General features: G+C 60.5%; 18 protein-coding genes. 12 read left to right on the plus strand and 6 right to left on the minus strand.

The annotated features are described in order from the left end of the window. Positions 1–69: 69 nt before the first annotated feature. Positions 70–633: a cytochrome b gene (locus tag PQR27_RS23655; protein WP_408526066.1), complete on the minus strand. Its 564-nt coding sequence runs from the start codon at positions 631–633 to the stop codon at positions 70–72. A 203-nt stretch (positions 634–836) separates the two neighbouring features. Between PQR27_RS23655 and PQR27_RS23660 the strand changes: the two genes are divergently transcribed. Beyond that, the gene (locus tag PQR27_RS23660; protein WP_408526067.1) at positions 837–1,886 is read left to right on the plus strand and encodes a GGDEF domain-containing protein; all 1,050 of its coding nucleotides are present in this window, start codon (positions 837–839) and stop codon (positions 1,884–1,886) included. A gap of 132 nt (positions 1,887–2,018) precedes the next feature. Here PQR27_RS23660 and PQR27_RS23665 read toward each other — a convergent pair whose 3' ends face one another. After that, positions 2,019–2,744 carry a TetR/AcrR family transcriptional regulator gene (locus PQR27_RS23665; RefSeq protein ID WP_408526068.1) on the minus strand — a complete coding sequence of 242 codons (726 nt, stop codon included), beginning with the start codon at positions 2,742–2,744 and terminating at the stop codon, positions 2,019–2,021. 277 nt (positions 2,745–3,021) lie between these two features. On the opposite strand from PQR27_RS23665, the gene PQR27_RS23670 reads away from it, so the two are divergent. From PQR27_RS23670 to PQR27_RS23685, 4 genes are all read left to right on the plus strand, one after another. Then, positions 3,022–4,203, plus strand: a complete 1,182-nt coding sequence (locus PQR27_RS23670; protein WP_408526069.1) for an isovaleryl-CoA dehydrogenase — start codon at positions 3,022–3,024, stop codon at positions 4,201–4,203. Between the two features lie 105 nt (positions 4,204–4,308). Continuing rightward, the gene (locus PQR27_RS23675) at positions 4,309–5,916 is read left to right on the plus strand and encodes a carboxyl transferase domain-containing protein (RefSeq protein ID WP_408526070.1); all 1,608 of its coding nucleotides are present in this window, start codon (positions 4,309–4,311) and stop codon (positions 5,914–5,916) included. Between the two features lie 28 nt (positions 5,917–5,944). Continuing rightward, on the plus strand, positions 5,945–6,748 hold the full coding sequence (locus tag PQR27_RS23680) for an enoyl-CoA hydratase/isomerase family protein (protein ID WP_408526071.1): 804 nt from the start codon (positions 5,945–5,947) through the stop codon (positions 6,746–6,748). Positions 6,749–6,851: 103 nt separating this feature from the next. Next, entirely contained in the window at positions 6,852–8,921 is a 2,070-nt protein-coding gene (locus tag PQR27_RS23685; RefSeq protein ID WP_408526072.1) for an acetyl/propionyl/methylcrotonyl-CoA carboxylase subunit alpha, read from the plus strand. A 43-nt stretch (positions 8,922–8,964) separates the two neighbouring features. On the opposite strand, the gene PQR27_RS23690 is transcribed toward PQR27_RS23685, so the two are convergent. Together PQR27_RS23690 and PQR27_RS23695 are read right to left on the minus strand one after the other, a co-directional pair. Continuing rightward, positions 8,965–9,756: a phosphate/phosphite/phosphonate ABC transporter substrate-binding protein gene (locus PQR27_RS23690; protein ID WP_408526073.1), complete on the minus strand. Its 792-nt coding sequence runs from the start codon at positions 9,754–9,756 to the stop codon at positions 8,965–8,967. Between the two features lie 75 nt (positions 9,757–9,831). Beyond that, complete coding sequence (locus tag PQR27_RS23695) at positions 9,832–10,110, minus strand: hypothetical protein (protein ID WP_408526074.1); 279 nt, start codon at positions 10,108–10,110, stop codon at positions 9,832–9,834. Between the two features lie 521 nt (positions 10,111–10,631). Here PQR27_RS23695 and dxs point away from each other — a divergent pair. The 3 genes from dxs to PQR27_RS23710 all read left to right on the plus strand — a co-directional run bounded on the left by dxs (position 10,632) and on the right by PQR27_RS23710 (position 13,429). Continuing rightward, positions 10,632–12,470: a 1-deoxy-D-xylulose-5-phosphate synthase gene (gene dxs / locus PQR27_RS23700; protein ID WP_408526075.1), complete on the plus strand. Its 1,839-nt coding sequence runs from the start codon at positions 10,632–10,634 to the stop codon at positions 12,468–12,470. Between the two features lie 22 nt (positions 12,471–12,492). Then, positions 12,493–12,813: an ArsR/SmtB family transcription factor gene (locus PQR27_RS23705; RefSeq protein WP_408526076.1), complete on the plus strand. Its 321-nt coding sequence runs from the start codon at positions 12,493–12,495 to the stop codon at positions 12,811–12,813. 187 nt (positions 12,814–13,000) lie between these two features. Further along, on the plus strand, positions 13,001–13,429 hold the full coding sequence (locus PQR27_RS23710) for a (R)-mandelonitrile lyase (protein ID WP_408526077.1): 429 nt from the start codon (positions 13,001–13,003) through the stop codon (positions 13,427–13,429). A 198-nt stretch (positions 13,430–13,627) separates the two neighbouring features. Here the strand turns inward: PQR27_RS23710 and PQR27_RS23715 are convergent, their stop codons facing one another. Then, complete coding sequence (locus tag PQR27_RS23715) at positions 13,628–14,662, minus strand: LysR substrate-binding domain-containing protein (protein WP_408526078.1); 1,035 nt, start codon at positions 14,660–14,662, stop codon at positions 13,628–13,630. Here PQR27_RS23715 and PQR27_RS23720 point away from each other — a divergent pair. Then, complete coding sequence (locus PQR27_RS23720) at positions 14,569–16,191, plus strand: carboxylesterase family protein (protein WP_408526079.1); 1,623 nt, start codon at positions 14,569–14,571, stop codon at positions 16,189–16,191. The two genes, PQR27_RS23715 and PQR27_RS23720, sit on opposite strands and share 94 nt — an antisense overlap. Positions 16,192–16,480: 289 nt before the next feature. After that, positions 16,481–17,563, plus strand: coding sequence for a porin (locus tag PQR27_RS23725; protein ID WP_408526080.1), 1,083 nt, complete (start codon positions 16,481–16,483; stop codon positions 17,561–17,563). A 53-nt stretch (positions 17,564–17,616) separates the two neighbouring features. Here PQR27_RS23725 and andR read toward each other — a convergent pair whose 3' ends face one another. After that, the gene (gene andR, locus PQR27_RS23730) at positions 17,617–18,573 is read right to left on the minus strand and encodes an anthranilate 1,2-dioxygenase regulatory protein AndR (RefSeq protein WP_408526081.1); all 957 of its coding nucleotides are present in this window, start codon (positions 18,571–18,573) and stop codon (positions 17,617–17,619) included. Between the two features lie 189 nt (positions 18,574–18,762). Between andR and andAc the strand changes: the two genes are divergently transcribed. Next, positions 18,763–20,034, plus strand: coding sequence for an anthranilate 1,2-dioxygenase large subunit AndAc (gene andAc, locus PQR27_RS23735; protein ID WP_408526082.1), 1,272 nt, complete (start codon positions 18,763–18,765; stop codon positions 20,032–20,034). 16 nt (positions 20,035–20,050) lie between these two features. Next, complete coding sequence (gene andAd, locus PQR27_RS23740) at positions 20,051–20,524, plus strand: anthranilate 1,2-dioxygenase small subunit AndAd (RefSeq protein ID WP_408526083.1); 474 nt, start codon at positions 20,051–20,053, stop codon at positions 20,522–20,524. The last annotated feature ends 8 nt before the right edge of the window (positions 20,525–20,532 follow it).

A 20,532-nucleotide genomic window follows, 5' to 3' on the forward strand; every position in this document is an offset into this window, starting at 1 on the left:
TCGAACCTGCGCGCGTTGATTGAACACCGCGGGGAATTAGATTGCCAACAAGGCGGAGCCAATCGCTGCTTACTTGAGGAACGGAATCATCCGTGCGAGTAATCCGTCGCGGTCGACGAACTGATGCTTGAGCGCCGCCATGACATGCATGACGACGAGCGCCAGCAACGTGTAATTGAGCAGCACGTGAACCGTTCGCAGGGTCGCCTTGAGCGCCTGATCCGGACCAATGATGGTGGGCAGCGGCACGATGCCGAGATACACCACCTGAATGCCGGCCGCCGAACTATAGAAGTAGCCGGACAGCGGAATCGCCAGCATCAACACGTAAAGCACGCCATGCACGAGGTGGGCCGCAGCCTTCTGCCACAAGGGCGTTGCGCTATCGAGCGCAGGCGCGCGGTGCGTGGCGCGCCACAACACACGCAACACGGCCAGCACGAAGACCGTCACCCCGATCCATTTGTGCCAGGAGAAATACTTCAGTTTGGTGGGCGTGAAGCCGGGAATATCGGTCATGATCCAGCCAATATAGAACCCGCCTACGATCAGCAATGCAATCAGCCAGTGCAGGGCAATGGCCGGACCGCTGTAGCGGTCTGCATCTGAAGGAAGGGTGTTCGATGTTTTCATGCTTGCCTGGGGAATCGCGTGCAGAGTGAGATGCGAATAGTAGTGACACCTATGAAAACTGAATAGCCGGGGGGAAGAGAACAGATCGTTGCCGCCGTGACGCCAATGTGGATGGAATAAAGGCCCGCGCGCGGCCGAAATTGTCGCTGTGTCACGGCGTCGTGGTAATTTGCCGGTTCAACCGCTACGAAAAGGTTCGACCGATGAATAGCAATGACAAGAACACGGCCGCGCTTGGCGCGGATTTTCTACGGCACGACGCGGCACCCACGACCGGCGGTGTCGAAGGCTACCTGGAGCACGATGCGGCGGTCTACCGGACCCTGCTGGAATCGACGCGGGCGATTCCATGGAAGATCGACTGGGCGACCATGGAGTTCGCCTATATCGGCCCGCAGATCGAAGCGCTGCTCGGCTGGGCGCCGTCGAGCTGGAAAACCGTGCAGGATTGGGCCGCGCGCATGCATCCGGACGACCGCGACAAGGTGGTCGAGTTTTGCGTCGCGCAATCGAAGGCGGGGACCGATCACGAAGCGGACTATCGCGCGCTGACGAGCCGCGGCGAATATGTGTGGCTGCGCGACGTCGTGCACGTGGTGCGCGATGAACGCGGTGAGGTGGAGTCGCTGGTCGGCTTCATGTTCGATATCAGCGAGCGCAAGCGAACCGAGGAAAAACTCGCGGCATTGCAACGGGAACTCGAAGCGCTGTCGTTCAAGGACGGTCTGACGGGGGTGGGCAATCGGCGCGAGTTCGACGCGATCCTGAAGCACGAATGGAACGCCGCGCAGCGCCACGGCGCGCCGCTCTCGCTGGTGATGGTCGACATCGACTTCTTCAAGTCGTACAACGACTACTACGGCCATGTGCAGGGCGACGCGTGCCTGAAATGTGTCGCCGGCGTGCTGAGTGCCGCGGTGCGTCCGGGTGATTTTGTCGCGCGGTTTGGTGGGGAAGAGTTCGTGCTGGTGCTGCCGAATACCGGCGCTGAAGCGGCTCGCCAGGTGGCCGAACGCTGCCGCGACCGGATTTCCGCCGAGGAAATTGCGCACGAACGCTCGCCTTTCCGCCAGACTGTGACCGCCAGCTTCGGCGTGGGCACGATCATCCCGGTGGAACTCAGCGATCCGGTCGCGTTCATCAATCTGGTCGATGCCCAGCTTTATCACGCGAAGGACAACGGCCGGGATTGCATCGCGGCAGTCAATCGCGTCGGCACGACGGCGGAGCCGCTCAGGCAGCGCACCGGTTGACGAAGGCCCACCGGGGTCCAGGGCCCAGTCTTTGCCGCATCGCCATGGGCGGTGAGGTTTTCCCTGTTCGGTACGCCTGCGGGTACAGATGCCAGAACTGGGAAATGCCGCCGTTGCGGGCAAAAAAGGCAGCTAGTCCTTTTCCCTGGCGGAAGCCTCAAACCGCCTGCCGGCTTCAGCCACTTCCATCCTGAACTGCCGTAGCGCGCTAACCGACGCATCGGTTGGCCCAATCGCGCTCCAGAGCACATCGATCAACTGATCGGCGGTTGCGTCAATATCGATCTGCCGATTGGTCAAGGTAGCGTCCCACAACACATGCTCCATTGGCCCGAACACCATCGAGCGCAATAGCCTCAGCGGCATATCCGCGCGCACGAGGCCGGCTTCCTGCCCCTGTGCCAACACACGCATCAGCGGCGCCGTATAGCGCCTTTGCAATTCGGTCAGCGCCTCGCCAAGCTCATGATGGCGCGTGCGTCCCTCCGACAGCACCAGCGCGCACAGGTCGGTGCCGTTCACCAGCATCAGCCGCAAATGCGTGCGCACGATGAAAGCAAACTGCTGGCGTATCCCGCCGTCACGCGGCAACCCGGACTCGATCGCTTCAATGATCTCGTCGTACCAGTCGCCGATCACCCGCGCGCATAACTCCCGCTTGCCACGGAAATAACTGAACACGGTTGCCTCGGAAATGCCCAGGCGCTGGGCAATCTCCGCCGTCGTCGCGCGTTCATAACCCTTCTCGGCGAACACGGCGCGCCCCGCCTGAAGAATCTCCTTCACGCGTTGCTGCGATTTGCGTCCGGCCGGCTGGCGGCGCGAGGCAGGTAACTCGGCCTTCAAGGCAACCGTCATATGAGTCAAGTTCAGATTTTGGAGGCCAACAGCCCCGATGAGCGCGATCCTATCACGGGATAGCCGCTTTGGATGCGGTCGGGCTAGTTTCTGAGTAACACTCAAAAATACCTATTGACGCTTACGTAAATCTGGCGTGAAATGCGCCTTGAACGTTTCGCGTCTCGTGCGGGATGACGGGCGGCCCACAAGGCCGCCGCCGTCCGCTGAGCCGCACCCGGACCAGCCGGCGCCCACCCAGGCTGACCGGCCGCCCACGAACTCTGGAGACACTGCAATGAGCAACCTGCCCGGCCTGCAATTCCCGCTCGGTGAAGAAATCGAAATGCTGCGCGACAGCATCGCGGGCTTCGCGGCCAAGGAAATCGCCCCGCGCGCTGCGGAAATCGATCGTACGGATCAGTTCCCGATGGATCTGTGGCGTAAATTCGGCGATCTGGGCGTGCTCGGCATGACGGTCGCGGAAGAATACGGCGGCGCGAACATGGGCTACACGGCGCACATGATCGCGATGGAGGAAATCTCGCGCGCGTCGGCGTCGGTTGGTCTGTCGTACGGCGCGCATTCGAATCTGTGCGTCAACCAGATTCATCGCAACGGCACCGAAGCACAGAAACAGAAATATCTGCCCAAGCTCGTCTCCGGCGAACACATCGGCGCGCTCGCCATGAGCGAGCCGAACGCAGGCTCGGACGTGGTCAGCATGAAGCTGCGCGCGGACAAGAAAGGCGATCACTACGTGCTTAACGGCACGAAAATGTGGATTACCAACGGCCCGGATTGCGACACGCTGGTCGTCTACGCCAAAACCGATCCTGAAGCGAATTCGCGCGGCATCACGGCGTTTATCGTCGAGAAAGGCATGAAGGGCTTCTCGGTTGCGCAAAAGCTGGACAAGCTCGGCATGCGCGGCTCGCATACCGGCGAACTGGTGTTCGAGAACGTCGAAGTACCGGAAGAAAATATTCTCGGCCAGTTGAACGGCGGCGCCAGAGTGCTGATGAGCGGCCTTGATTACGAGCGCGCCGTGCTGGCCGGCGGCCCGACCGGGATCATGGTCGCGGTGATGGATGCAGTCGTGCCGTATATCCATGACCGTAAGCAGTTCGGTCAGTCGATCGGCGAATTCCAGCTGATTCAGGGCAAGGTCGCGGATCTGTACACCACCTTGCAGGCCTGCCGCGCGTACCTGTATGCGGTCGGCCGTCAACTCGACACGCTCGGCAAGGAGCACGTGCGCCAGGTGCGCAAGGATTGCGCCGGCGTGATTCTCTACACCGCTGAAAAAGCCACGTGGATGGCCGGCGAAGCAATCCAGATTCTCGGCGGCAACGGCTACATCAATGACTATCCGGTGGGCCGTCTGTGGCGCGATGCGAAGCTTTATGAAATCGGCGCGGGCACGAGCGAGATCCGCCGCATGCTGATCGGCCGCGAACTGTTCGCCGAAACCGCGTGACGTCCGCTTTAACGCGCGCTTTAACGTGAGACGCAACGCCGGGCCCAACGCCCGGCGCTGCGTCGGCGCAGTCAAGAAGAACAGCGGCGACAGGAGAGCCACGCAATGCCGATCATTGAAACAAAGCTGAATCCGCGCTCGGATGATTTCCGTGCCAACGCGGCGGCGCTCGAAGCGCTGGTTGCCGAGCTGCGCGCGAAGATCGAGAAACTCGCCCTGGGCGGCGGCCAGGCGGCGCGCGACAAACACACGGGCCGCGGCAAACTGCTGCCGCGCGAGCGCATCGAGAAACTCCTCGATCCGGGCACGCCGTTTCTCGAGTTCTCGCAACTCGCGGCGTACGGCATGTATCACAACGACGCGCCGGGCGCGGGCGTGATCACCGGCATCGGCCGTATTGCGGGGCAGGAGTGCGTGATCGTCTGCAATGACGCAACAGTCAAAGGCGGCACCTACTATCCGGTCACCGTCAAAAAGCACGTGCGGGCGCAGGAAATCGCCGCTGAAAATCATCTGCCGTGCGTGTACCTGGTCGACTCGGGCGGCGCCAATTTGCCGAATCAGGACGACGTGTTCCCCGATCGCGATCACTTCGGCCGCATCTTCTACAACCAGGCCAATCTGTCGGCGGCGGGCATTCCGCAGATTGCCGTCGTGATGGGCTCGTGCACGGCGGGCGGCGCATATGTGCCGGCCATGAGCGACGAGTCGATCATCGTCAAGAATCAGGGGACGATTTTCCTCGGCGGCCCGCCTTTGGTGAAAGCGGCAACCGGCGAAGTGGTCAGCGCGGAAGACCTCGGTGGCGGCGACGTGCATACGCGTCTGTCGGGTGTGGTCGATCATCTTGCGCAGAATGATCCGCATGCGTTGGCGATTGCGCGCAGCATCGTCGGCAATCTGAACCGCACCAAGCAGGTGCCGGTGGCGTTGCAGGAGCCGAAGCCGCCACGCTACGACGTGAAGAGCATGTACGGGGTCATTCCGGTCGATACGCGCAAGCCGTTCGATATCCGCGAGGTGATCGCCCGTATCGTCGACGATTCCGCTTTCGACGAATTCAAGGCCCGCTACGGCACCACCCTCGTGTGCGGCTTCGCGCATATCTGGGGGCATCCGGTCGGCATCATCGCGAACAATGGCATTCTGTTTTCGGAGTCGGCGCTCAAGGGCGCGCACTTCATCGAACTGTGCTGCCAGCGCAAGATTCCGCTGGTGTTCCTGCAGAACATTACCGGCTTCATGGTGGGCCGCAAATACGAAAACGAAGGCATCGCGCGCAACGGCGCGAAGATGGTGACGGCGGTGGCCACGGCGAAAGTGCCGAAGTTCACGGTGATCATCGGCGGCTCGTTCGGTGCCGGCAATTACGGCATGTGCGGCCGCGCGTATTCGCCGCGCTTCCTGTGGATGTGGCCGAATGCGCGTATTTCGGTGATGGGCGGCGAGCAGGCGGCCTCGGTGCTGGCCACCGTCAAGCGCGACGGTATCGAAGGCAAGGGCGGGGCGTGGAGCGCCGAAGAAGAAGAAGCCTTCAAACAGCCGATCCGCGATCAGTATGAACATCAGGGTCACCCGTACTACGCAAGCGCTCGGCTGTGGGACGACGGTGTGATCGATCCGGCGCAGACGCGTGACGTGCTCGGCCTGGGCCTCTCGGCGACGATGAACGCGCCAATCGAAGACACGCGTTTCGGCGTGTTCAGAATGTGACGAAGCGCTACGCGCGGGAGCTGCAACGATGCAATACGAAACGCTGAATCTAGCGATTGCCGGTCAGGTCGCCACGGTCACGCTGAATCGACCGGACGTGCGCAACGCGTTCAACGAAACGATGATCGCCGAAGTGAGCGCGGCCTTCACTTCGTTGAGCGAACGCGACGACGTGCGCGCGGTGGTGCTGGCCGCGAACGGCAAGGCGTTCTGCGCGGGCGCCGATCTGAACTGGATGAAGAAGATGGCCGGCTACTCGGATGACGAGAACCGTGCCGACGCGATGCTGCTGGCGAACATGCTGGCATCGATCTATCGCTGCAACAAGCCGGTGATCGCGCGCGTGAACGGCGATGCATACGCGGGCGGCATGGGCCTGATTTCGGCGTGCGATATCGTCGTCGCGGCGGAGAGCGCGCGTTTTTGCCTGTCGGAAGCGCGGCTCGGTCTGATTCCCGCGACCATCGCGCCATACGTGATTCGCGCCTTGGGCGAGCAGGCTTCGCGCCGCTACTTCACAACTGCCGAACAGTTCGATTGCGCGACGGCGTTCCGGTTGGGGCTTGTCAGTGAAGTGGTCGGCATGGAGCAGCTCGACGCCACCGTGCAGCAGATCGCCGACACGCTGTGTGCGAACGGCCCGCTTGCCGTGCGCGCCTGCAAGCAGCTCGTGCAGGACATCGCGGGCCATGAGTTGAACGACGCCCTGATCGAAGAAACGGCCGCGCGCATTGCGCGAACGCGTGCCGGTGCGGAAGGGCGTGAAGGTGTTGCGTCGTTCCTCGAAAAACGCTCGCCGTCCTGGCGCAACCAGAGCAACGGAAGCGACTGAAGCAACTGACGCCGCTGAAAATGCGGCGGCACCTATTCCAGGGCGCATGCGGGCCCTTACCAGAACAACAGCCCCAGAACGGCTCACTTCATCGAGACACCTCATGTTCAACAAGATCCTGATTGCTAACCGGGGCGAGATTGCATGTCGCGTCGCCGCGACCTGCAAGCGGCTCGGTATCGCGAGCGTGGCCGTGTATTCCGACGCGGACGCGAACGCGAAGCACGTCGCCGCCTGCGACGAGGCGGTGCATATCGGCGGATCGACGGCGGCGGAGAGTTATCTGCGCGTCGAGCGCATCATCGAGGCCGCGCGTGCAACCGGCGCACAGGCGGTGCATCCGGGCTACGGCTTCCTGTCGGAAAACGAAGACTTCGCGCATGCGTGCGAGGCGGCCGGCATCGTGTTTATCGGACCGCCGGTCGAAGCCATCGCGGCAATGGGTTCGAAAGCCGCCGCAAAGGCGCTGATGCATGCGGCCGCCGTGCCGCTCGTGCCGGGTTATCACGGCGACGATCAGGATGCGCAATTGCTGCATCGCGAGGCCGATGCGATCGGCTATCCGGTCTTGCTGAAGGCGAGCGCGGGCGGCGGCGGCAAAGGTATGCGCGTGGTGGAGCGCAGCGAAGATTTCGCGGCGGCGCTCGCGTCGTGCAAGCGCGAAGCGGCCAGCAGCTTCGGTAACGATCGCGTGCTGATCGAAAAGTACCTGACCCGGCCGCGTCACGTGGAAGTGCAGGTGTTCGCGGACCGCGACGGCGGCGCGGTGTATCTGTTCGACCGTGATTGTTCGGTGCAGCGGCGTCACCAGAAGGTACTGGAAGAAGCGCCCGCGCCTGGATTGTCTGCTGAAATCAAGCGTGAAATGGGCGAAGCCGCGGTCGCCGCCGCGCGCGCGGTGAGTTATGTCGGGGCGGGGACGGTCGAATTCATCATGACCGCCACGGGCGATTTCTACTTCATGGAAATGAACACGCGCCTGCAGGTCGAGCATCCCGTCACGGAGATGGTGACGGGGCAGGATCTGGTGGAATGGCAACTGCGCGTCGCCGCGGACGAACCGCTGCCGCTCACGCAGGCGCAGCTCAAGCTCGACGGTCATGCGATCGAGGCGCGGATTTATGCGGAACATCCCGCGCGTGGCTTCCTGCCCTCTACGGGTACGTTGAAGCATCTGCGCATGCCAGAGGGCGTGGAGTTCGTGATCGGCGCGGCCGGCGTAGGTGCGGCCGGCTCAGGCGCGGCCGGCTCAGGCGAGCCGGGCCGCAAGGCCCCGGTGCGCATCGACAGCGGCGTGCGTGAAGGCGACACCATCACGCCGTTCTACGATCCCATGATCGCCAAGCTGATCGTACATGGAGCAACGCGTGAAGAAGCGCTGGCGCGGATGAATCGTGCGCTGCGTGCGTGCGAAGTGGTCGGCCTGCATACCAACGTCGAATTCCTGCAACGCATTGTCACGAGCGAGCCGTTTGCGAGCGGTGATCTCGACACGGGTCTGATCGAGCGGCATCACGAGGCGCTGTTCGCGCCCGTGAAGAAGCCCTTCAGGGAAGCCCTGGCGCTCGCCTGCGCCGCCTTGCTCACACGCGAAGGAGGCACGGCGCACGGCGCGTCGCCGTGGGATGCGCTGTCGCACTGGCGTCTGAACAGCGGTTACTCGCAAACGCTAGGCTGGCGCAGCATCGACACCAACAGCGACAACGACAGCGCCTTCACGGTCACGTTCGCACGCGACGGCAGCACGCAGACGCTCACGCACGACGGTGTACGCGAGGACTTCACGTGGTCGAGCGGCACGGAGCAGCATGAATTCCGCGCGACGATCGGCGATGCGCGCGTCACGGGCCGGGTTTTCGTCGACGACGACACGTTCCATGTGTTCTGCCTCGGCGAGGCGCTCGCGTTCGAATGGCAGAACCTGCTCGCGCATGCTGCGGACGCCGAAGGCGGCGAGGGCCGTTTGACTGCGCCGATGCCCGGCAAGGTGATCGCGGTGCTGGTCGAACCGGGCACCGTGGTGGAGAAGGGCACGCCGCTGATCGTGATGGAAGCGATGAAGATGGAGCACACGATCGGTGCGCCGGCGGCAGGGACGGTGTCGGAAGTGCTGTATGCGGTCGGCGATCAGGTCGCCGATGGCGCGCAACTGCTGGTGCTCGACGTCGGGTAAATCGGCGTTCGGGAGCAGAGCAGGATCGGAAGCAGGGTCAGGATCAGGCGAGGCGCGGATAGCCGATGGCGCGCGCCTCGTTTTCCAGTTGCAGGATGCGGTCGTAGTCCGCCAGCGGCAGCACGGAAAATCCCTTCAGACGCAGGCGTTTTGCGCGATCGGCTTGTCCGGCGAGTGTGTGAGAGAGGGAGGCACGAAGCGCTTCGACTGTCTCCATCGGCACCGTGTTGGACGCGATCAAAGGCAAACCCGGCGACTCCGCCGTTACGCCGATTTGTCGTACTTTTTCGGCCAGCTCCGGCCGTTCGTCACACATCAAAGCAAACGTCACGCAATCGATCGCGGCGACGTCCGCACGATCGTCCACAACTGCCTGCAATGAGCCAAGATGCGCGCCGGTGCGCACGACCTCACTGAAAAACACGCCGTCACGCGCAAGCGGTGCAACGGCGTGGCGCAATACGTTCATGCCGCTGTTCGAGTCATCCTGGTTGTAGGCCGCCCGCGCACCGCGGCAGGCCGCCAGCGAATCGAACGGCGCGTCCGCACGGGTCACGAGGACGCTGGAATACTGTGGTCCGTTGCAGCCCGGCGCGTCGAATTGCGGCGTCGCGATCAACTGGACGCGTTCGCTTAAGCCGTGCATCAACGGATAGCCGCAGGTCTGTGAAATCAGCAGATCGGGACGGCGCCACAGCGCGTGCAGATCGTCGTCAGGTGTGACGACACGGCACTCCAGTTCGATTCCGCGCAACACGTCGGCCAGCCACTCGCGCCAGATGGCGGCGAGCGCGGGCGTCACGTTGTACATCGGCAGGGTGGCGATCCAGGTCATGCACGCGATTCTGACATATCCGCGACGCGGATAAGCCCGGCGGCGTGTGCAGACCGGGCGGGCGCGGCAGATTACCTAGTGTCTGACCATTCTGAATTCGTCGAGACCGAGCCACACGGGCTCCTTCGGTCCAAACGAATGTTTGCGCGCGGCCACCTTCAGTATTTCAAGCTGCGCGTCCTCGAAAGCAACGAGCAGATCCTGCCGGCGCCTGCTCGCGGCGCCGCAATAGGCGACCAAAGCGTCTGCACTCACCTCGAAAATCTGGACACTGTCATCAAAGCAGACGCGAAACGCAACGGTGGCGCATTCCGTGACACAGGGCCTGAATCCTTCATCGACATAGATTGACATAGCGATCTCCCGCCATACGCCTGAGTTGTCAGGATGACGGACCGCGCGCCTTCGGTATGTGGGAAAACCAGCATTAGGCGTGAGATGGGAAGTGCTTTGGCGGAATTAACCTGGGACGATGGGTCATGGGAAGCGCTGTTGGTGGCTTCTCACGAGTGCTCCGGCCGCACGCGCAGTTCGTCGGATCGATCAGGGCGGTATCGGGCGGCTTTCCCCTGACGGATGATCCGGGCGGAACATAGCCCGCGCTACCACGTGGCCCAAATCTCAAGTCGATTGGCCAGACACGGCGCCATGTGCGTATTCCCGTTACCGCGCCGACTATCTAGACTTTAGCTCGCCAAGGCACCTGAGCAGTTGAGGCTCGGACGCATCGGGAAATCCCGCGCTCGGAACCGCGAAATGCGAGCGATTGGGCAGATCGTGTCGCATCGAAATTGCAGCTAACGTTGGCTGAGCCTTAACCCCGCAATGGCGACTTGAGGGGCGGCTGAAATGAAAACATCAAGATCGGAAACGGAATGAGCTTACTTGACAGCATCGATTCTCCACCAAAATTGCGCGATGTGAGAGAGAGCGAGCTTCAGCGTGTCGCGGACGAAATTCGCGAGTTCGTCGTCGAAAGCGTGTCGGCTAGCGGAGGGCACTTCGCATCGAGTCTCGGGGTGGTCGAATTGACGGTCGCGCTTCACTACCTATTCGATACACCGAATGATCGCCTGGTGTGGGATGTCGGTCATCAAAGCTATCCGCATAAGATTCTGACCGGGCGCAAATCGGGAATGGCAAGCGTGCGAAAAGTTGGGGGCATGGCAGGTTTCCCTACTCGCGAAGAGTCTCCCTACGATACGTTCGGTGTCGGGCATGCAGGGACTTCCATATCGGCGGCGGTCGGCATGGCCTTGGGACTGCGCGGTCGTCATGCGCATGTCGTTGCAATCATCGGCGATGGCGCGCTGTCAGCCGGCATGGCATATGAAGCGCTGAATCACGCGGGCTCCTGTGAACGGCTACCGCTGACGATCATTCTGAACGATAACCGCATGTCGATTTCCGAGGCCGTCGGTGGTCTGAATGATCATCTCGATGGGCTGATTGCAAAATGGCGCGATAAAACTGATATCGGCATAGCGGAAGAGGTGAACGCCACAACTCGCTCTCCTGTTAGCGCGTCGTCGTCGACCTTATTCGAGGCGCTCGGACTGGATTACATCGGTCCTATCGATGGGCACAATATTCCGGAGCTGCTCAGCGCGCTGCGGGACGCGAAGACCCGTACCCGTCCGCACGTCATGCACGTAGTTACGCAAAAGGGACGCGGCTACAGACGCGCGGAGCTTGACCCTATCGCGTACCACGGACCTGGCCCGTTCAAGCTCGAGACAGGGCTGATGCGGCCAACAGGCGGCAAGCGTACCTACAGCCAGGTATTCGGCCAGTGGCTTTGTGAGTCGGCTAATGAGGATGAGCGGATTTTCGGCATCACACCGGCGATGCGGGAAGGTTCCTGTCTGGACGGCTTTGAGAAACAATATCCAGATCGCTACATCGACGTGGGTATCGCTGAACAGCACGCCGTCACGCTTGCCGGCGGCCTTGCGGTTGAAGGCATGAGGCCGGTTGTCGCCATTTACTCGACATTCCTTCAGCGAGGCTACGATCAACTGATTCATGATGTCGCCTTGCAAAACCTGCCGGTTCTGTTCGCGTTGGATCGCGCGGGTATCGCGGGAGGTGACGGTGCGACGCACCTTGGTGCATTTGACATCGCGGCGCTTCGTTGCATTCCGAATATGGTGGTGATGACGCCATCTGATGAAAGGGAATGTTATCGAATGCTAAACACCGGTCTTGCCTATCCTGGTCCGTGCGCAGTGCGATATCCCCGCGCCGCGACCGGATCTGAAGTTATCGCGCATACGAAAGAAACGCTACCGATTGGAAAGGGCGTGGTCCGCCGGGTGTCGGGTAAGGATGGTGGGCAACGTGTGGCGTTTCTGGCATTTGGGCCGTTGCTGTCGGTTGCGATGGAAGTCGCACGGGACATTGATGCAACTGTGGTCGACATGCGCTTCGCAAAGCCACTCGACGAAGAACTGTTGCTGACCGTTGCGCAAGGGCACGATGTCATTGTGACGATCGAAGAAGGTACCGTGATTGGCGGTGCCGGCGCGGCATGCGCAGAACGGATCGCGGCTGAAGGGCTGGGTGTGCCGGTATTACGCCTCGGACTTCCCGACGAATTCGTCCAGCACGGTGACCGTTCCGAGTTGCTCGGATTAAATGGCCTGGATGCCACCGGAGTACTGGAATCCGTGCGCGAGTTCGTTGGCCACGTTGAAGTCCTCGACGCAGTCTGATGTGTCGCCAGCGAGCAGAACCATGATCGATCTCGATGCGATTTTCCGGGCCTTGGCCCATCCGTTTCGCAGACAAGTGCTGCAGTGGCTTTCCGATCCCGCTGAGTACTTTTCGGAGACTGAGCATGCTCCGTTTCGCGGTGTTTCCGCGATGATGGTCCACGCGAGAAGCGGATTGTCGCAGTCCACGGTATCAAGCCATCTGTCACAGCTCGAGCGAGCGGGCCTTCTCAACGCCCAACGGGTTGGGCAGTGGGTGTTTTTATCGCGTAACGAAGATGCGATCCGGGAGTTTGCTGAGCGGCTTTGCGTGGATTTCGCGAGGACTACTGCCCGGCCTTAGGCCGACTCTACCGGCGCGTTTGCCGGTCTGTAGACAGGGTGGGCCATGCCGACTGGGCGATTGCGACGTCCAGGCATATCGCCGGGCAAGCTGGCCAATAGACTATTCTGAAGTTGCTACGCGACGCCCGCACCTGTCTCCCTGCCAGAAGTGCCGGGCAATTTCCTCATACGGAAAAGGATCGACCATGAATCTCAAGCGTGTAGGCTCGCAGCCCTCGTTGAAAGCCCCTGAAGCATACTTTACGGGTTCTGTTCGCATGGACCCATTAAACTCTCCCCCGGAGCCCGCGCGCGTTTCAGTGGTGAGCGTGACGTTCGAACCAGGCGCACGGAGCGCCTGGCATACGCATCCTCTCGGGCAGACGCTTATCGTCACCGCGGGCTGCGGATGGACCCAGTGCGAAGGTGAACCCATCGTCGAGATTCGTGCGGGCGACGTGATCTGGTGCCCACCGGGTCACAAGCATTGGCACGGAGCGTCTGCTACTACCTCCATGACTCATATCGGCATTCAGGAAGCTCTGGACGGCGTAAGTGTGGTTTGGATGGAGAAGGTTACCGACGAGGAATATCAAGTCGGACCTACCGGCGGTGAGTATGACCACAATCACTAATTGCGCTGCGTAGCATTTCTGATTTGCTTCGATGGATGCCCGGTGAGAGCGCCGGGCATCCTGAGGTAGCGGCGTCTGGGTGATGATCAGCAATGCTGGTGTTCAGTCGAAGCCTGGAGGACTTGCCGATGCATCTGTCGCGCCGTGCTCGCTCCTGTGACGACGCCTTGGTCGGCGTGGTGGCCGGTCACCCGCAAGTTATCCCTGTACGGGACGGCGTGCGTTTATTGAGTCTTTCAACCGCTGTAAGAACGTGGACGCCACCCTGCTAAGCGGCTTGTCGCTACGCGTCACGGCGACGAGCGGGCCGAGATGAAGCGGTAATTCACAGAGCACGGGTTGCAGTCGATACAGCGCGTGCAACTCTTCCGCAATGCACTGTGATGCGAGCACGAGCGTGTCGCTCTTGCTTGCGAGCCGAAACGTCAACGGCGAAACCTGCGAGGACATGACATCCGCTCCAAAGCGCAGGCCCATGTCACGCACAGCGAATTCAAGTTGCTGCCTGATGATGTTGGGCTGTTCGGGTAAGACCCACGGAAAGCCCAATAGGTCTTCGAGCGCGACCGGTTTCTGCGTGAGCGGATGCCCCTGCCGGGCGACGAACAGTGGATTGTCATCGCGAAGGGGTTCTTGCGAGTACTGGTCGCCGCCAAAGCCACTCGCGAGACGCCCGATGACGATGTCGACAAGATCCTGATCCAGACGTTCAAGAAGTACTTCCATCGAATCCTCACGGACGCTCAAGCGTATCCTGGGCGATCTCGTTCGGAATTCCGCGACGCAATCGGCGAGGACCTCCCACCAGTTAAGCGGGAAGAACACGCCAATCGACAATGTTCCCATGTCGCCGACGCGCAGCGCGTCGAGCTCCGCTTCGGCCCGTTGCACGTCACTGGCGATCAGATAGCCATGGCGCACAAGGGCTTCTCCAGGAATCGTCGGACGCATTCCTGATGGCGTGCGTTCGAACAACTGCGCGCCCGTGATTACCTCAACCTCTGCTAGCGCCTTAGATATTGCCGAGTGACTTACCGCGAGCGCCTCTGCTGCCTTCTGCAGATTTCCGCATCGCGCTATTTCGAGTACCACGGAGATATGGCGAAGCTTCAGACGCTGTTGCAGGGAACTCATAGTCGGTGGCTCATGAATTTTCTTCAAGGGCAGTAGCGAAATTTTCCATATTGTTTCCGCGGCGACTGCGTGAACATCACTACCGATGCACGACAGCATACCCCGGCTGCAAACCCGTTCGCAACGTGCCCGTGCAGCCACATGAAGACGAGCGAGATAAATCAATGACGAAAACAACCATCACGCATTGCGCACAAGGGGTCCTCAAGGGCGTGCTTGATGACCGAGTCCATACATTCTTCGATATTCCCTATGCCGTCGACGCGGGTCGATTTTCCCCTGCGCTTCAGCCGTCCGCCTGGGCTGGCGAACGCGACTGTACACGGCCTGGACCTATCTTTCCGCAGTTGCCGAGCCGCCTCGACTTTGTAATGGGCCCAACGGCCAGCGGCGCGGAAATGTCCGAGGACGCCTTTCGTCTCAACGTCTTCACGCCCACACTTGCCGGCAAACTACCCGTCATCTTCTGGATTCACGGGGGTGGCTTCCTGACGGGGGGAGGCTCGCTGCAGTGCTACTTCGGCGACTCACTCGCGAGAAGCGGGCGCGCCGTTGTAGTGACCATGAACTATCGCCTGGGTCTGCTCGGCAATCTCTTCATGAACGGCATCTCTCCAGGCAACCTCGCCGTTCGCGATCTCGAGATGGCCTTGCAGTGGGTCAAATCGAATATCGGCAGTTTTGGTGGCGATCCGGAATCGATCGTGCTGGCCGGACAATCTGCGGGCGCCTGGTATACGCAAATGTTTGCCGCGATGAAGCCAACGAGTGCGCTGGTCAAAGGCGGCATCATGCTCAGCTATCCAGGTCTACCACCAATGATGCCGCAAGCCGCTCAGACGATGGCCGAGCAGTTCTGTGCGATGGCGGGGATAGACTCGTCCGGCGACGCGTTACGGACGATGCCCGTAGAACGCATACTGGAATTGCAAACCTCGATGCTGCGCGCGCAAAGCGTGTTCGCGGAGGTGCCCGTGCTGTTCCAGAGCGTTTGCGATAACGAGGTTCCGGCGAACCCGGGCGCGCAGGCCCGTGAGAATTTTGCCGGCAAGCCGTTGATGATTGGCTGGACCCGGGAAGAAATGGGCAGCTTCTTCGCGAGTAATCCTGCAATGATTGGCGTGACGGAAGAGCAGGCCTTAAAGAAATATAACGAAGAATTCGGCGAGCAAGGCAAGCCTTACTATAAACAGGCACTCAGGCATCGGCTCAATGGCCGACCCTACACAACCCTCGTCGATCTGGGTTCGGACAAACTGTTCAGGCTTCCGGCAATCAAATTCGCCACGGAGATGGAATCGGCAGGCAGCAACGTCTTCGCGTATCAATTCGACTTCCAGTCGCCGCAGCCAGAGGTGGGAGCAGGTCATTGCTTCGAGCTACCGTTCGTGTTCGGCAACTTCGAAGACTGGGTCGACGCACCGATGCTGGATGGGATCGACCTGGTGGAAGCTCGCTCGCTCTCGGCTTGCATCCAGGAGTACGTGCTGAACTTTGTCGAGTCGGGCGATCCGAACGGCGCACATTTGCCGTATTGGCCGACCTATGGCCGCGTGCAGGGGCGGCGGACCATGCGCTTCGCGGACAGGATTGAGGCCGTTGCAAGCGGTACGGAGAGCGGAGCGTAATAAGAACGCGCGACGCTAGGTATTTCAACGAAAGCGTTTTGAGCGTCGCCAACGCTTGCCTCCCTGTCGGATCCGTGCGATAGCACGTCCCGGCCAATAACTATGGATAACTAAAAAACCGGGCGCCAGGAGGGGCGCAATTTCTTCAATAGGCTGATCGTTTTTTTCCGTATTGTTTTCCCCGAATTCATAGCATTGTCGAACCGACTTCGGATGGAGATCGATAGTAAGAGCACTGAACGCAAACGACTAGACGGGGAAGGAGACAAACGTGGGAATTGGAAGAGACATGAAGTTGCTGGGCGGTGTTGGCTTTCTACTGCTGGGATGCTCGTCCGGCGCATTCGCGCAAAGCAGTGTTTATGTCTCAGGCTTTCTGGGCGCCGGGATCGGTTATACGAGCAACGTCGGAGGACACTCGAGCGTGTCCGAAACCAATGGCGTATTGCGTCCAAACCTGTTTGCCATGCAGGGCAAAGAAGACCTGGGTGGTGGTCTGCAGGCTCTCTTCTATCTGGGCACCCTGTTCTCAATGAGCACAGGAACGGTCCTTGGTGCGCCCGGTAGCCTTTTTTCCCGGGAATCCTATGTCGGGCTGTCGTCGAATCAATATGGCACCTTGACCTTCGGTCAGCAGCGCGATTTTATGTTCGACATGACAGCGCATGGGTATGCGGGCGGCTTCAACCATGGCCTTTGGGGTGCTCACCAGGGGCCGTTTCCGACCTTTGGCGTGCCGTACGTGATTGGCGGATCTTACGACTTCGACCGGCTCAACGGGGAGGCCCTCAATAGTTCAGTCAAGTTCAGGAGCGCGAATTTTAGCGGGCTGACCTTCGGGGCGATGTACGGCTTTGGTGGCGTTGCCGGTCATTTCGGGAACGCCAGTTCGTCGAGTTTTACCGTCAATTATGAGTTCGGTTCGGGTGGCGTGGGTGCGGCGTATACGATGGCGAAGTCGCCCACGATCGACAATGGGAATGATGGCATCCGGAACATCGGCGTAGGCGGGAAATATCTTGTTGGGCCGGTCCAATTGTCGGTGCTGGGGACGATCTCTCGCAATACAGGATCCGGAGCGCAGATCGATGCTGTCGACGCCACCGTGAGTTACGATTTTTCGCCGTTCTGGAATCTCGCCACAACCTATACCTATATGAGTGGAAATCACGTGCTCGATAGCGTCCACGCAAACCAGGCGGATGCGACGTTGACTTACCGCCTCTCGAAGCGCACCTCGGTATATGGAACCTACGTCTGGCAGAGGGCATCGGGCAAGGGCGCGCTCGCCCGCATCAACTCGACCCAAGCGAGCCCATCGAGTTCCGACGCCCAGACGATGGTGGGGATCAGCATCGCGCATCTTTTCTAGTTCTGGTCATTGCGCGGGGGTGCTTGAGGCTCGTCGAGCAAGCACACCCGCCGTCAGCGAAGGTGCCCACGCCGCGGCGTTTCCGACGGCAGTTCGCCAAAGCGGTCGCGATAGCCTTGGGCAAACCGGCCGAGGTGAGAAAATCCGCAATCTAGCGCGATTGTCGCGACGCGAAGGTCGGGAGTGCTTTCACGAATAATCTGACGCGCGCGGTCAAGGCGCATCTGCCGCAACAGGCTGATGGGGCTGATATGACGAAAGCGCAGAAACCCCTCTGAAAGCGTTCTCACCGGCACGCCGGCCGCGCTTGCAATTTCTGGCAACTGTATGGGCGCGGCGAGGTTGGCTGCCATGAACTCTTCGGCCCGGCGAACGAACTGCGGAGCGATTGTCGGCTGGCGCGATGCCCCGTGCCCCGCGTCCTGATCGCATAACAATCCCATCAGCAGCGATTCGACGTGCGCGCCTACGGTCGGGTTGCGGGCTGCGATATTCAGCAGGTCGTCCGAACTCGCGACCAGTTTCAACTGTTCTTTCCACGCGCGCATCGGGCCGCTCGCCAGCGATACGGACGTGTCCGCGCCAATGATGGAAGCCGTTTCATCGCTGAGCGAAGCGGGGTCGATCCGCATGATCAACTGCTCGCAATCGGGTGACAGCAGAGCGCTAAAGGATTCGCCGGGTGCGCGAATGACGGCATGCTGGTCGTCCACGACAATCTTCCTGCCTGACGCGTGGACCTCCGCATTGCCGGCGACGCAAAACATCATCAAAAAGTAGCCGTCGACGGCTTCGACATCCACCTGGATGGCGCCGCCGAAGCTAATCGTACCAATTCCGAGTCTGCCGACCTGCACGAAATCCATGTGAGAACGACCGTGCGCATTTCCTTGCGGAAGCAGCGAATGCGGCTGCATGACTCGCGAAATCAGTTCACGCGTCTCGTCGAGGTCGGCTGATTCAAACAGCCGGTGGCGTCGCAATGCGGGGAGCCGGAGATCGGATCTCATGATTGTTTCAGCGCGCTCGCGCGCGGACTCAACACTTGCCCATCGATCATAAAACTGCCTGAACTGGATAGAGGGGGCGCGTTCCGCCAGAAACGGATAGACCCAGCATTTTCCGCCGCCAAAAATAAATCCACAGTGCAGCGACGATTCCGTTGCCGCACTGAGTCCCTACAATGCGGAGAAAATAGCATGGAAATAGTCGAATCGCCTGTGACCTTCAGGAACACGCTGGACAGCGACATGGTGCAGTTCCCGCGCGACGACGGTTCGCGCGTGCCCTATAAGGTATTCAGCTCGCAGGCCGTGTACGAGCGTGAGCAGGAGCGGATTTTTCGTGGTCCGACTTGGAGCTTCGTCGCGCTCGAGGCGGAAGTTCCGAATGCAGGCGATTTCAAGAGCACGTTTGTTGGCGATACGCCCGTCGTCGTCACGCGCACCGAGGACGGCTCGCTTTCGGCATGGGTCAACCGTTGCGCGCATCGCGGCGCATCGGTGTGCCGCAAGGCGCGCGGCAACGCCACATCGCATACCTGCGTGTATCACCAGTGGAGTTTCGACAACAGCGGCAATCTGCTGGGCGTGCCGTTCCGGCGTGGCCAGAAGGGCATGACGGGCATGCCAGCCGATTTTGATCCGAAGCAGCACAGCTTGCGCAAACTGCGTGTAGAGAGCTATCGCGGCCTCGTCTTCGCGAGCTTCAGCGACGCGGTGGCTCCGCTGCCTGAATACCTTGGCGCGGAAATGCGTCCGTGGATCGATCGTATCTTTCACAAGCCGATTGAGTACCTCGGCTGCACGCGGCAATATTCGAAATCCAACTGGAAGCTGTACCTGGAGAACGTGAAGGACCCGTATCACGCAAGCATGCTGCACCTGTTCCATACGACCTTCAACATTTTCCGCGTCGGCATGAAGGCGCGCTCGATTCCCGATGCGACGCACGGCCTGCACAGCATCATTACGGTGACGAAGACGGGCGAGGACACGTCGGCGGCCTACAAGCAGCAACAGATCCGCTCGTTCGATGAAGGCTTTGCGCTCGAAGACGATTCGATCCTTGGTCTCGTGTCCGAATATGAAGAGGACACCACCAACCATATTCAGCCGATCTTCCCACAACTGGTGGTCCAGCAGATTCACAACACGCTCGTCGCGCGTCAACTGCTGCCCAAAGGGCCGAATAGCTTCGAACTGATCTTCCATTTCTTTGGCTATACCGACGATACGCCTGAGTTGCGCGAGTTGCGCATCAAGCAAGCCAACCTCGTTGGGCCGGCAGGCTATATCTCGATGGAAGACACAGAAGCCACCGAACTCGTGCAACGCGGGACGGTGCGCGATGCAGACGCGACGTCGGTGATCGAGATGTCGCGCGGCAACCCGGACCAGCAGGACACGGTGATCACGGAAAATCTGATTCGCCGCTTCTGGGTCGGTTATCAGAAGCTGATGGGCTATTGAAGAAGAGGACAGGAAAATGGATCAGATGAAGCTTTGGTTCGAAGTCAGCATGCTGCAGAACCAGTACATCAGCAATCTCGACAACGACCGGCTTGAAGCATGGCCGACGCTGTTTACCGAAGATTGTCTGTACGAGATCGTGCCGAAAGAGAACGTGGATATGGGACTGCCGGTCGGCATCATTTATTGCACGAACCAGAAGATGCTGCGCGATCGTGTCGTGTCGCTGCGTCACGCAAACATCTTCGAGGATCACACGTACCGCCACATGACCTCGGGTCTGACCATCACGAGCGAACAGGACGGCGTGATTGAAACCGAGAGCAGCTATGTCGTGGTGCAGACGCTCGCGAACGGCGAGTCGGACGTGTATCAGGCAGGCAAGTACTTCGACTGTATCGTGCGCACGCCCGACGGGCTGCGTTATCGCAGCAAGCGGGTGGTGTATGACACGTCACGCGTGCAGACACTGCTGGCGACGCCGATCTGAGGAGCGGA

Source organism: Paraburkholderia fungorum (assembly GCF_046027215.1).
Lineage (GTDB): Bacteria > Pseudomonadota > Gammaproteobacteria > Burkholderiales > Burkholderiaceae > Paraburkholderia > Paraburkholderia fungorum_D.

What these genes read in the sequence shown, in the direction of transcription:
- PQR27_RS23670 (WP_408526069.1), top strand. Translation starts at nt 3,022, where the DNA reads ATGAGCAACCTGCCCGGCCTGCAATTCCCGCTCGGTGAAGAAATCGAA.
- andAd (WP_408526083.1), top strand. Translation starts at nt 20,051, where the DNA reads ATGGATCAGATGAAGCTTTGGTTCGAAGTCAGCATGCTGCAGAACCAG.
- PQR27_RS23660 (WP_408526067.1), top strand. Translation starts at nt 837, where the DNA reads ATGAATAGCAATGACAAGAACACGGCCGCGCTTGGCGCGGATTTTCTA.
- PQR27_RS23725 (WP_408526080.1), top strand. Translation starts at nt 16,481, where the DNA reads ATGAAGTTGCTGGGCGGTGTTGGCTTTCTACTGCTGGGATGCTCGTCC.
- PQR27_RS23710 (WP_408526077.1), top strand. Translation starts at nt 13,001, where the DNA reads ATGAATCTCAAGCGTGTAGGCTCGCAGCCCTCGTTGAAAGCCCCTGAA.
- PQR27_RS23705 (WP_408526076.1), top strand. Translation starts at nt 12,493, where the DNA reads ATGATCGATCTCGATGCGATTTTCCGGGCCTTGGCCCATCCGTTTCGC.
- PQR27_RS23685 (WP_408526072.1), top strand. Translation starts at nt 6,852, where the DNA reads ATGTTCAACAAGATCCTGATTGCTAACCGGGGCGAGATTGCATGTCGC.
- PQR27_RS23665 (WP_408526068.1), bottom strand. Translation starts at nt 2,744, where the DNA reads ATGACGGTTGCCTTGAAGGCCGAGTTACCTGCCTCGCGCCGCCAGCCG.
- andAc (WP_408526082.1), top strand. Translation starts at nt 18,763, where the DNA reads ATGGAAATAGTCGAATCGCCTGTGACCTTCAGGAACACGCTGGACAGC.
- PQR27_RS23695 (WP_408526074.1), bottom strand. Translation starts at nt 10,110, where the DNA reads ATGTCAATCTATGTCGATGAAGGATTCAGGCCCTGTGTCACGGAATGC.
- PQR27_RS23690 (WP_408526073.1), bottom strand. Translation starts at nt 9,756, where the DNA reads ATGACCTGGATCGCCACCCTGCCGATGTACAACGTGACGCCCGCGCTC.
- dxs (WP_408526075.1), top strand. Translation starts at nt 10,632, where the DNA reads ATGAGCTTACTTGACAGCATCGATTCTCCACCAAAATTGCGCGATGTG.
- PQR27_RS23715 (WP_408526078.1), bottom strand. Translation starts at nt 14,662, where the DNA reads ATGCTGTCGTGCATCGGTAGTGATGTTCACGCAGTCGCCGCGGAAACA.
- andR (WP_408526081.1), bottom strand. Translation starts at nt 18,573, where the DNA reads ATGAGATCCGATCTCCGGCTCCCCGCATTGCGACGCCACCGGCTGTTT.
- PQR27_RS23655 (WP_408526066.1), bottom strand. Translation starts at nt 633, where the DNA reads ATGAAAACATCGAACACCCTTCCTTCAGATGCAGACCGCTACAGCGGT.
- PQR27_RS23675 (WP_408526070.1), top strand. Translation starts at nt 4,309, where the DNA reads ATGCCGATCATTGAAACAAAGCTGAATCCGCGCTCGGATGATTTCCGT.
- PQR27_RS23680 (WP_408526071.1), top strand. Translation starts at nt 5,945, where the DNA reads ATGCAATACGAAACGCTGAATCTAGCGATTGCCGGTCAGGTCGCCACG.